Origin of the sequence: Streptomyces botrytidirepellens (assembly GCF_003721215.1) — a bacterium.
GTDB classification, from domain to species: Bacteria; Actinomycetota; Actinomycetes; order Streptomycetales; family Streptomycetaceae; genus Streptomyces; species Streptomyces himastatinicus.
The window spans coordinates 1-10,383 of the sequence record NZ_RIBZ01000760.1; the positions used below are offsets into that span (position 1 = coordinate 1).

A 10,383-nucleotide genomic window follows, 5' to 3' on the forward strand; every position below is an offset into this window, starting at 1 on the left:
CTCGGGCGTGGCGGCGACATGGGCCCCGAACCGGGCGAGCGCGGTGCGCGCCGGGCCGGTGTGCCGCTGCGGCCGCCCGCTGCCCGCCGCCCCGATCCGGTCGCGCTCCGCGGCCGAGGTGACGGCGTAACGCGCCACGGCGGTCCGGCCCGTGCGGGTGGCGGTCTGGCGCAGCACGCGCAGGAACCGGTCACTGGCGTCGCGCAGCAGTTCCGGCGAGTGGTTGGCGGGGTTGGCGTCGGCGTCGAGGGTGAGCGGGCCGTCGCCGCGGTCGTACGCCACCAGGGACAGGTCCTCCGACGGCGGCGCCTGGAGGTTGTGCACGGTGGCGGTGGCGGGCCCGAAGCGCAGACCGTAGGCGAAGCGCTGGATGTTGAGCACGGGTCCGAAGAAGCGCCGCCCGTCCTGGGGGTAGTGCAGGTCGCGGCGCAGCTGTTCGCCCCGGTAGCGCTGGTGCCGCTGGACGAGGGCGATCGCCTCGTCGGCCCGGGCCGCCAGGTCCGTGAAGGGGGCGGCGGGGTCGACGTGCAGGCGCAGCGGCAGCACGTTGGCCGACATGCCGGGCACCCGTCGGCTCTGCTCGCTGACGCGTCCGGTGACCGGCAGGCTCAGGACGACGTCCCGGCTGCCGGTCATCGCGTGGACGAAGACGGCGGTCGCCGCGATGACGAGCCGTGACCAGCGCTGCCCCATGTCCTGTGCGGCCGCCCGCAGTTGGGCGAACTCCGCCTCCGGCAGGGTGCTGGTCAGCCGCAGCGAGGCGGCCGGGACCGGGGCCGGGCGCGGGGCCAGGCTCAGGAATTCGGGATGGCCTTCCATGTGGCCGAGCCACCACTGCCGGTCGGCCTCCCACTGGGGTGAGCCGGGGTAGGCCCGCTCCTCGTCGAGGACGGCGCGGAGCGGGCTCCAGCCGTTTCCGGGTATCGGGCCGCCGTCGAGCAGGCTGCCGTAGAGGTCCGCGACGCGGCGCGAGAAGAGCGTCATGCCGAAGCCGTCGAGGACGATGTGGTGCACCCGGGTGAACAGCAGATGCCGCTGGTCGCCGATCCGCAGGACGGCGCCGTCGAACACCTCGCCCTCGGCCAGGTCGACGGGCCGGGACAGCTCCTTGCGCATCCAGGCGAGGGCCGTCGCGTACGGGTCGGGCTCGTGCCGCAGGTCGCGCACCGGGAAGGGGACGGAGCGCGGGCGCGCCACGCGCTGGACCGGCCGTCCGTCCGGCGCCTCGGCGAAGCGGACGTGGAGGGCTTCGGTCTCGCGCACGGCCTGCCGGACGGCGGCCACGAGGACACCGGTGTCGAGGGCACCGGTGATGTCGGTGTACTCGCCCCAGAGGTAGGGCGAGGACAGGTCGGGCCGGGACCGCTCGGCCAGCCACACGCCTGACTGCGCCTCGGAAAGGGGGAGTTCGGTGCCGGTTTCGTCCAGGGCCATGAGGTTCCCGCCCGGTCGCCGTGTGACGACCTCAACGTAGAAGTGGCTTCACAGGGCGATTTGCATCAGTCGTCGGGCTGTTCGGGCACGGGCCGCTCGGCGGTGATCCGATCTTGTCCGGTCGCCGGAAGACTAACAGGCGAGTAAAAGCCTCGCAAAGGGATGGCAATGGAGAGGATCATCACTCCGGGCCGCCGCATAGCGGCGGCACACGGCAGATCGCCGCAGCTCACAGCCCTGGCGCAGCAACTCGGCCGCGAGAATGGCCGATTCGGGGCCCTGCGATCGAGCAGGCCGGGACCTTCGGCCGTCACTCCCTCCCCTGTTTGCCCATGTGCCGATCCCTGAACACCCGCTCGCGTCACCCCGTGTTGAGCAACCGTCCCATCCGCAAATGCGACGCGGGGCGCATCCACACGAAACCGCCCGCCGAAGGCCACATCGGGGTGGCCTCGGCGGGCGGTCGGGTCGGTGGGGGCGGTTGGGTCGGTTGGGGCGGTTGGGTCAGGCGGGTCCGTGGGGTCGGTCGGGCGATCGGGCGGCCCGTCAGATGCGGCCGCCCGTCATCCGCGTGACGGGACCGTGGCCGCTGCGCTCCGCATGGCGGCCCACGGCGTAGGACGCCGCGCTGAGGGCGGTGACCCCGGCCGCGGCACCGGCCGCGATGAGCTTGCGGTGCTTCAGGACGGTCCAGGCGGTCGAGGCGGCAGAGGTCACCTGTCCGGCCGCCGAGGTCACGCCCTTCAGCGTGCTCGTCACGGCGGTGCCGGCCGACTCGGCCGCCTTCCCCGCCGTGGCCCCCACCGAGGTCACGGCGTTGCCGACGGCACTGCCCGCACCGGCCGCGGCGCGTGCCGCGCCGGTCCCGGCGGACTTGGCGGCATCGGCGGTCGACTGGCCTGCGGACTCCGCCTTCGCCGCCGTCTTCCCCGCCGCCTTCGCGGAGGTCTCCTTGGCCTTGGCGGCTGTCGCCTTGGTGGCCTTGGTCGCCCGGTCGGTCGATTCGTTGTTCGCTCGTGCGTTAGCCATGCTGCACGAATTGCCCGATCCGGCCGATGCAAACAAGGCATGGAGATTCCGGTCAGGCCCCGTGGCCATCGCGCAGCCCTGTCGGCCCAGTTCCATTCGTTCGAGTGAACGGCGATCGGTTGCCGCCGTCCGTGCGCGCCGCCGACCGGATAGTGGGCCGGCGGCCGGACACACAGCTCCGGTCACCGACCGGAAGGGGACACGGTTCATGCGCACAGAGGCCACCAAGCGGGTCGCGCTCGTCTTCTCTCTGCTCGACGCCGATGGAAACGGCGTCCTGGAAGCCGATGACTTCGAGTTGATGGCGGGCCGCGTCGTCGAGGCGGCGCCCGACGCGGACGAGGCGGCTAAGGACGCGATGCGCACGGCGTTCCGTGGGTACTGGACGACGCTGCGCCGGGAAGCGGACGCCAACGGGGACGGCGAGATCACCTTCGAGGAGTACGCCGCCTGCGTGCTCTCGCCCGAGCGTTTCGACGCGACGATCGACGCGTTCGCCGAGGCGCTGGCCGCGCTCGGGGACCCGGGCGGCGACGGGACCGTGGAACGCCCCGCGTTCGTGGCGCTGATGACCGCCATCGGCTTCGAGCGCGCGAACATCGACGCCCTCTTCGACGCCTTCGGCCCCTCGGACGCGGACCGGATCCAGGTGGCAACCTGGGTGGACGGGATCAAGGACTACTACGCTCCGGGCAAGGCCGGGATCCCCGGCGATCACCTGGTCGTGGGCACGGCGGTCTGACCACGGACGACGGCGGCCGGGCGGGCACGGCGCACCGGCGAGGGCGCACCCGGGAGGGGGTCGCATGACCGACGCGACGCGAGAGAACACCGGCGTGGCACGAGGCGTCGGGCGGACCGCTCTCATGGTCGCCGCGGCGCGGGCGATCGAAACCCACCGCCCCGACGCGCTCGCGCGGGACCCGTACGCGGAGCACTTCGTGCGCGCCGCGGGGCGGGCGTTCGCGAACTGGCCGGTGCGGCCCCGGCAGGTGCCGGGCGGAGACACCGATCCCCTCTGGGGGCGGCTGGGACGCTACTTCGGTCTGCGGACCCGGGCCCTCGACGACTTCCTCCTGGCCCGGGCGCGCGCGGGCACCCGCCAGGTGGTCCTGCTCGGGGCGGGGCTCGACTCGCGGGCGTACCGGCTCGACTGGCCGCCCGGCTGCACGGTGTTCGAGATCGACCAGGGGCCGGTCCTCGCGTTCAAGCACGGGGTGCTCGACGGACTGCGCGCCGCGCCCCGGGCGGAGCGCGTCACGATCGCCGCGGATCTGCGACACGACTGGGCCGGGGCGCTCACCGCCGCGCGCTTCGATCCGGCCCGGCCGACCACCTGGCTGGCGGAGGGGCTCCTGCTCTATCTGCCCTCCGCCGCCGAACAGCTGCTCATGGAAACGGTGGCCGGGCTGAGCGCGGCGGGGAGCGCCCTCGCGTACGAGGTGAAGCTCGGCACGGAGTCGGCGGCGGTCCGCGACAGCCCCGTCTACTCCGCGGCCCGGCTCCGGATCGGTGTCGACCTGCTCGCCCTGTTCGACGGCGAGCCGCGGCCCGACACCGCCGGAGACCTGGCCGCGCGGGGCTGGTCCACGACGGTCCGCACCCCGTTCGACTTCACGAGCCGCTCCGGACGCGGCCCGCGCCCGGAGCCGCACGACGCCCTGGCCGCCAACCGGTGGGTGTTCGCGCACGCTCCTCACCGGTGACGGCTCAGACCGCGGTGCGTTCCACCGGGATCCACAGCTCCGCGTCCGCCTCCGCCCCGTCCTGCGACACCTGAGCGCGCAAGATCTCGGGACCCGGCCTGCTCTGGTACGGATTGGACGGGAACCACTGCGTGAACACGTCGCGCCACAGGTACTGGAGCGCCTGCGGGAACGATCCGGAGCTCTCGAACACGGCCCACGTCCCCGCCGGGACGGTGAGCGTGTCCAGGTCCTCGGGACCGGCGGACCGGCTGACCACGCCGTGGTAGTAGTCGAGTTCGGTTCCCTCCGCCCGGCTCGGGTCGATCTTGTCGCTGACCCCGACGATCCCCTCCGGCTCCTGATCGGACAGGGCGGTGACGCGCCGCATCGTCTCCTTGTCGATGCTGCGGATGAAGTCGGCGATCGCGGGGTTCATCCCCTCGTGGACGAGCGGAACCGTCGCCTTCTTGCCGACCACATGGAACTGCCCCCTCTCCACAACCCGGTATCGCATGGTGCTACTCCCTTCGACGATGAGGCGGAAGGACATCCGTGGCTGGGAGTTGAGCGCGGCGCCACCGCGCCGCGCCTCACCCGGACCCACCCCGTGCTGGGTACGGAACGCTCGCGCGAACGCCTCCCCCGACCCGTAGCCGTAGCGCACCGCGATCTCCAGCAGCGTCCGCTCCCCGGCCAGCACTTCGGCCCCGGCGACGGTGAGCCGTCTGCGCCGGATGTACTCCGACAGCGACAGCCCCGCCAGCGCGGAGAACATCCGGCGGAAGTGGTATTCCGACGTCATCGCGATCCGTGCCAGCTCGGTCACCTCGATCCGCTGATCGAGATGTGACTCGATGTGGTCCAGGGCCTCGTTCAGCCGCTCCAGCACCTCGGTCTCCTTCCCTGACGACCTTCACGTTAGGAAGATCGCACCCTGCCGGACCCGACATCCTGTGCCCGGTCCGATCGGGCCGGCGCGACCCGGCCGCGGACGAGGGCGATCAGCGAGGGACCACCCCGGAAACACCACAGGGCGATGACGGGGTCGCAGATGGCGCAGCCGAGGGAGGAGTCGTGGGCGAAGGGGATGATCGGGTTGCCCTTGACGTGGTGCACGATGTCCCAGGCGGTGTGCATCAGCCACGCGATGCCGATGAACGTCCAGGACTCCAGCCCGCGGTAGGCGACGTAGGTGATGGCGGCGGTGGCGACGAACTCCCAGCCGCCCATGCCACCACCGCTGAGGTAGGCCGCCCCTGCGCCCGCCACCATGATGGCGTTGAAACGGCGTCGGTGCGGTTCGCGGATCAGCGACATCAGCAGGGCGTAGACGACGCCGACCAGGATGGCCATGAGGGAGGGGATCATGACGGGATTGCCTTCTCGGAGTGCGGAGGGACGGTCCCGGCGCGGCTGAGGTGCCGCAGCGCGAGGAGGCCGCCGATGCCGGGGATGACGGCGGTGGCCTTGGTGGTGTTCGTGGCCGGGCGGAGGCGCCAGGTGGCGCCGATGACGAACAGGTAGGCACAGCCGTGGGTGGGACCCATCAGCGAGGAGATGGGCTTCAGGTGGGCGGTGGCGAGGTTGGCCAGCATGATGACCAGCGAGATGAGTTCGGCGTGGGCCGCGATGCGCAGGGGCCGCAGGTGCACGGTCACACTCCCGTGGTGGAGCCGGGGCGGATGATCATCAGGATGGTGACCGTGGCCCACAGCAGGTTGAAGACGCCGGTGAGCATGGCGAGACGGGCCGGGGCACGGGTGGCAGTGGCGCCGGGTGCCCGGGCCGCGGTGAGGGCTCCGTCCTGGGCGGGCAGGATCAGCAGGGCCAGGATGGCGGCGGCCGCGGCGGTCAGGACGATCGAGGCGATCAGCCATGCGCTGCCGAGGACGCCGAGGCTGCTGGCGGTGGCGAATCCGAAGAGGGGGACGGCGATCCCGATGGCGGCGTAGACGCGGCAGATGCGGTGCAGCATCCGCAGGGTGGTGAGCGCCTCGTGGTCCTGCGGGTCGCCGTGGGCGCGGCGCAGAGTGGGCGGGAACATGCTCGCGGCGACGGTGACGGGGCCGATGGCGATCACGGCGGCCAGGACGTGCAGGGAGAGGAAGAGTTTCGTCATGGTCAGGGTGGCCGATCGGGGTCAGAATCCGACGGGCGCCAGGCCCTGGGCGCGCCACACGACGCCCCGGCGCTCATGGGCGAACAGCTCTTCCACGGCGTGGGCGATCCGCGGGCCCCTCTCGCGCTCCAGCAGATACAGGCCCAGGTCGAGACCGGAGGTGACACCGGCACCCGTGACGATGTCGCCGTCGTCGACGACGCGGGCGCGCACCGCGTGGGTGCCACCGGCGTCGAGCGCGTCCAGACCCTGGTGGTGGGTGGTGGCGTGACGTCCTGCCAGCAGACCGGCCCTGGCCAGGATGACCGACCCGCCGCACACCGTGGCGACCGTCACCGCCGGGTTCTCCATCGCCGCCTTCAGCAGCGCGGGCAGCTCGGTGGCCATGGCGCGGTCCAGCAGTACGGAGATGAACTCGTCCGGCTGCTGCCACCACTCCCCGTCCCCCGCGTCCCGCCCGGGGACCGCGCCCGGCTCGCCGAAGCGGCCGGCGACGCCGGGGACCAGGATCACACCGGCCCGCTCGGGGTCGAGGGCGCCCGTGGCCCGCAGGGTCAGGCTCCCGGCGCCGCTGGGCACCTCGCGCGGCCCCTCGGCGGAGACCAGTTCCACGCTCACCGCGCCCGACGAGGCGACGCCACCGGCGTGCAGCACCTCGTAGGGGGCGATGACATCGAGCGGGTCGAAGCCGTCGAGCAGGACTACCTGGACGTGCATGGAGGGCTCTCTTTCCGAGGCGGGAGGTCCGGTCCGTGCCGGGAACGCCACCGAAGGTAATCGGCTGACACCTCCTCTCCCAGTGGCATGAGTGCCACCTTTCAACGGGATAGTGCCAACACCGCCGGGGGTGCTTCTGACGTGCGGTGACGTCGAAAACTTTGCGCTCCGGGCCGCTCCGGGCCGTCCCGCGAGGGAGTATCTTCCGGCCATGCACACCATCGCCGTTCTCGCCCTGGACCAGGTGATCCCGTTCGACCTGTCCACGCCGATCGAGGTCTTCACCCGCACCCGTCTGCCGGACGGGCGCCGCGGCTACCAGATCCGGGTGTGCGCCGAGCGCCGGGAGATCGACACCGGCACCTTCGCCCTGCGCGCGCCCTGGGGCCTCGACGGACTCGAAGGGGCGGACACGATCATCGTGCCCGGCACCGCCGACCCCGCGGCCCCGCTCGCGCCGGAGGTCCGTGACGCCCTGCGGGCGGCGGCCGCGGACGGCACGCGGATCGCCTCCATCTGTTCGGGCACCTTCATCCTGGCCGCCGCCGGGCTGCTCGACGGGCTGCGGGCCACCACCCACTGGATCGCAGCCGGCCTCCTGGCCACCGCCTACCCGGACATCGAGGTGGACCCGGACGTTCTGTACGTCGACAACGGCCAGGTCCTCACCTCCGCGGGCGCCGCCGCGGGCCTGGACCTGTGCCTGCACATGATCCGCCGCGACTACGGCTCGGCCGTCGCCGCCCACGCGGCCCGGCTGTCCGTCATGCCGCTCGAACGCGAAGGCGGGCAGGCGCAGTTCATCGTCCACGACTACGCGCCCACCCCCCAGGGCTCCGTCCTCGAACCCCTGCTGACCTGGCTCCAGGACAACCTGGGCCGCGACCTCACCCTCGCCGACATCGCCTCCCACGCCGGGACCAGCACCCGCACCCTGATACGCCGCTTCCGCGAACAGACCGGCACCACCCCGCTCCAGTGGCTGCACCGCGCCCGGATCCGCCAGGCCCAGCACCTGCTGGAGACCACACCCCACTCCGTCGAACGCATCGGCGCCCAGGTCGGCTTCGGCTCCCCCACCGCCTTCCGTGACCGCTTCAAGCGCACCACCGGTGTCAGCCCGCACACCTACCGCCGCACCTTCAGCTGACACCGCGCCGCACCCGGCCCAAGTCCGCCCGACCGCCGGGGCTTTGTCGACCCGTGAGCAGTGTGGCGGGGATCACAGTACAAGGTGATGCAGCTCGGGCAACTGCGCTTATGACCGTTGCGGCCGACAGGTACCGTTTGGCCATGGATGTTTCCGGAACGAGCGCCGCCGACGAGAACTCCGGGCCGCAGGCGGCGATCAAGGCCGCCGCGCGCCAACTCCTGGTGAAACAGGGAGCCGGAGGGCTGTCACCAGAGGCCGTCGCCCGGGGCGGCGGGCTTGCCGTCACCGATGTGGAGGCCGTCTTCCCGCATCGCGACGACCTGCTGACCGCCCTGGTCATCGACGCCTACAACGCGTCCGGCGCCGCGATGGAGCAGGCCGATCACGCCGCCGCGAAGGCCGGACAGTCAGCGGGGGCGCGGCTCCTCGCCGTCACCCGCGCGCTGCGGCAGTGGTCGTTCGACAACCCGGCCGAGTTCACGCTGATCTACGGCTCGCCCGTTCCGGGCTACAACGCCCCGCAGGACACGGTCCCGCCCGCCTCGCGCACCCCCGCGGTGCTGGCCGGGATCGTGCGTACGGCACTGGAGGCCGGTGAACTCACCCCGCCCCGGCGGGCGGTGCCCGGGCCTCCGCTGCTCCTGCCGGAGGCCGTGGCGTTGTTCGGCGGCGCCCCCGAGGCTCCGTTCTCGGATGTCATCGAGCGCGGCATCGTGCTGTGGAGCAGTCTGATCGGACTCCTGGTGTTCCAGGTCTTCAGCCGCACCCACGACAGCGTCCGGGACGAGTCCGCGTTCTTCGACTACGCCGTCGCCGTGGCGGCCGAGGGGATCGGCCTCGTGGTCCCCCTGGACGACACCGCCGACACCGCTAACTGAAACACCTCACCGACACCGTTCGCCGCGTGCGCGGCACTGGCAGGGAATCGGGCCGTGACCACCACCAAGACCCTCTGCTTCGCCATCGCGGCACTCTCGTCGTATGCCGCGCTCATCTACCGGCTGTGCCAGGTCAGACGCAGCTGGCGGGACAACGCCTACCGGGCGCTGGTCATCACGCTGCTGCTCCAGTGCGTCACCTTCACGATGGGTGTCGTCGCCATGGGGAGCGACCGCTTTCTCGGCGTCGGCAACCTCGCCATCCTGCTGATGCACCTGTCGGCGGTCGCCGTCTGCGTGACCGCGCAGATCATCCTGTTGCACTGGTCGACCGCCGATGAGGAGGCGGTACGGAAGACCCGCTACTGGCTGATCACCGGCATCGCGGTCACCGCGCTGCTGATAGCGCTGTTCTTCATCGCCGACGGCCCGGGCCGTCCGGCGTCGGACTTCAACACCGGCAGCGGCCAGCCGCTGATCCTCACCTACCTCCTGGTCTTCATCACCTCCCAGGCGGTTCCGTGCGTGACCATCTTCCGGCAGTGCGGCCCCTACGCCCGGATGACCGACAAGGCGTCGCTGCGGCAGGCGCTGCGACTGCTGTCCGTCGCCGCGGTGGTCCTCTTCCTCTACTGCACGGCCAGGACGGTCAACATCCTCACCGCCGCGGCCGGGATCGACATCGGCGCCTGGACGGTCCTCGCGTCCCTGTTCAGCGCGGCGGGCATCGCCATCCTCTCGGTCAGCCTGACCATCTCCTCGTGGGGCGGCTCGGCCGCCAAGTTGCTCAACTGGGCGCACAGTTACCGCTCGTACCGGGCCCTGTATCCGCTCTGGCGGGATCTGTACGAGTCCTCGCCGGACATCGTGCTGGACCCGCCCGGGGCCGCGGTATCCGATGCCTCCGACCTCAACTACCGCCTCCACCGGCGGGTCATCGAAATCCGGGACGGCTGGCGGGACTTGCGCCCCTACATCGACCGCACCGCTGACGGCGGCGCGGTGGGCCCGGGTGCGAGCGAGGAGTTCCGGCAGGCGTTCACCGAAGCGGCGCAGATCCGGCAGGCCCTGCACGCGAAGCGCACCGGCATCCTCCCCGATGACACCGAGGACGCGGGCGACTTCCACGACCGCGACACGGACAACTTCACCGCGGAGGTCGCCTGGCTCACCAAGGTGGCGTCCGCCTACCGCAAGCTCGACAACGCGAGGTGAGAGCTCCCGCCCGGACTGCCCCCGTAGTCAGACCGGGCGGGATTTCCCCCGTTCCCCCGTTGTGCTCCCCCGTTTCCCCCGTGTTTCCCCCGTACTTTCCCCCGTGGTTCCCCCGTTTTTCCTCGTCCGGCCGGGCGGGTGTCCCCGCCC

The 10,383-nt window shown here is 71.8% G+C and carries 12 protein-coding genes; 5 read left to right on the forward strand and 7 right to left on the reverse strand.

The window, feature by feature from the left end; genetic code table 11:
- Both EEJ42_RS38680 and EEJ42_RS38685 read right to left on the reverse strand, forming a co-directional pair.
- On the reverse strand, positions 1-1,434 hold a 1,434-nt coding region (locus EEJ42_RS38680; RefSeq protein WP_246097639.1), incomplete at its 3' end, for a condensation domain-containing protein.
- A 546-nt stretch (positions 1,435-1,980) separates the two neighbouring features.
- The gene (locus EEJ42_RS38685) at positions 1,981-2,463 is read right to left on the reverse strand and encodes a hypothetical protein (protein WP_039939821.1); all 483 of its coding nucleotides are present in this window, start codon (positions 2,461-2,463) and stop codon (positions 1,981-1,983) included.
- Between the two features lie 208 nt (positions 2,464-2,671).
- Here EEJ42_RS38685 and EEJ42_RS38690 point away from each other — a divergent pair, with 208 nt between their 5' ends.
- A complete protein-coding gene (locus EEJ42_RS38690) occupies positions 2,672-3,205 on the forward strand; it encodes an EF-hand domain-containing protein (RefSeq protein WP_123106840.1) in 534 nt (177 codons plus the stop codon).
- Positions 3,206-3,269: 64 nt separating this feature from the next.
- Positions 3,270-4,169, forward strand: a complete 900-nt coding sequence (locus EEJ42_RS38695) for a class I SAM-dependent methyltransferase (protein WP_123106841.1) — start codon at positions 3,270-3,272, stop codon at positions 4,167-4,169.
- Positions 4,170-4,173: 4 nt separating this feature from the next.
- Here EEJ42_RS38695 and EEJ42_RS38700 read toward each other — a convergent pair whose 3' ends face one another.
- From EEJ42_RS38700 to EEJ42_RS38720, 5 genes are read right to left on the reverse strand one after another with little or no spacing between them, the layout of a single operon-like run.
- Positions 4,174-5,040: an AraC family transcriptional regulator gene (locus EEJ42_RS38700; RefSeq protein ID WP_123106842.1), complete on the reverse strand. Its 867-nt coding sequence runs from the start codon at positions 5,038-5,040 to the stop codon at positions 4,174-4,176.
- A 29-nt stretch (positions 5,041-5,069) separates the two neighbouring features.
- Positions 5,070-5,519 (reverse strand): DUF6010 family protein, encoded by a 450-nt coding sequence (locus tag EEJ42_RS38705; RefSeq protein ID WP_123106843.1) that lies wholly within the window; start codon positions 5,517-5,519, stop codon positions 5,070-5,072.
- The gene (locus tag EEJ42_RS38710; protein ID WP_123106849.1) at positions 5,516-5,803 is read right to left on the reverse strand and encodes a hypothetical protein; all 288 of its coding nucleotides are present in this window, start codon (positions 5,801-5,803) and stop codon (positions 5,516-5,518) included. The genes EEJ42_RS38705 and EEJ42_RS38710 overlap by 4 nt, the downstream gene beginning before the upstream one ends.
- A 2-nt stretch (positions 5,804-5,805) precedes the next feature.
- Positions 5,806-6,270 (reverse strand): hypothetical protein, encoded by a 465-nt coding sequence (locus tag EEJ42_RS38715; RefSeq protein ID WP_123106844.1) that lies wholly within the window; start codon positions 6,268-6,270, stop codon positions 5,806-5,808.
- A 21-nt stretch (positions 6,271-6,291) separates the two neighbouring features.
- Positions 6,292-6,987 (reverse strand): DJ-1/PfpI family protein, encoded by a 696-nt coding sequence (locus EEJ42_RS38720; RefSeq protein ID WP_123106845.1) that lies wholly within the window; start codon positions 6,985-6,987, stop codon positions 6,292-6,294.
- A 211-nt stretch (positions 6,988-7,198) separates the two neighbouring features.
- On the opposite strand from EEJ42_RS38720, the gene EEJ42_RS38725 reads away from it, so the two are divergent.
- The 3 genes from EEJ42_RS38725 to EEJ42_RS38735 all read left to right on the forward strand — a co-directional run bounded on the left by EEJ42_RS38725 (position 7,199) and on the right by EEJ42_RS38735 (position 10,233).
- On the forward strand, positions 7,199-8,137 hold the full coding sequence (locus tag EEJ42_RS38725) for a GlxA family transcriptional regulator (protein WP_123106846.1): 939 nt from the start codon (positions 7,199-7,201) through the stop codon (positions 8,135-8,137).
- 143 nt (positions 8,138-8,280) lie between these two features.
- Complete coding sequence (locus tag EEJ42_RS38730; protein WP_123106847.1) at positions 8,281-9,018, forward strand: TetR/AcrR family transcriptional regulator; 738 nt, start codon at positions 8,281-8,283, stop codon at positions 9,016-9,018.
- 54 nt (positions 9,019-9,072) lie between these two features.
- Positions 9,073-10,233, forward strand: a complete 1,161-nt coding sequence (locus tag EEJ42_RS38735) for an MAB_1171c family putative transporter (protein WP_123106848.1) — start codon at positions 9,073-9,075, stop codon at positions 10,231-10,233.
- Positions 10,234-10,383: the final 150 nt, after the last annotated feature.

Bases quoted from the DNA above. Each gene is read 5' to 3' on its own strand.
- EEJ42_RS38685 (WP_039939821.1), bottom strand. From the start codon at position 2,463: ATGGCTAACGCACGAGCGAACAACGAATCGACCGACCGGGCGACCAAG.
- EEJ42_RS38690 (WP_123106840.1), top strand. From the start codon at position 2,672: ATGCGCACAGAGGCCACCAAGCGGGTCGCGCTCGTCTTCTCTCTGCTC.
- EEJ42_RS38695 (WP_123106841.1), top strand. From the start codon at position 3,270: ATGACCGACGCGACGCGAGAGAACACCGGCGTGGCACGAGGCGTCGGG.
- EEJ42_RS38705 (WP_123106843.1), bottom strand. From the start codon at position 5,519: ATGATCCCCTCCCTCATGGCCATCCTGGTCGGCGTCGTCTACGCCCTG.
- EEJ42_RS38715 (WP_123106844.1), bottom strand. From the start codon at position 6,270: ATGACGAAACTCTTCCTCTCCCTGCACGTCCTGGCCGCCGTGATCGCC.
- EEJ42_RS38720 (WP_123106845.1), bottom strand. From the start codon at position 6,987: ATGCACGTCCAGGTAGTCCTGCTCGACGGCTTCGACCCGCTCGATGTC.
- EEJ42_RS38725 (WP_123106846.1), top strand. From the start codon at position 7,199: ATGCACACCATCGCCGTTCTCGCCCTGGACCAGGTGATCCCGTTCGAC.
- EEJ42_RS38730 (WP_123106847.1), top strand. From the start codon at position 8,281: ATGGATGTTTCCGGAACGAGCGCCGCCGACGAGAACTCCGGGCCGCAG.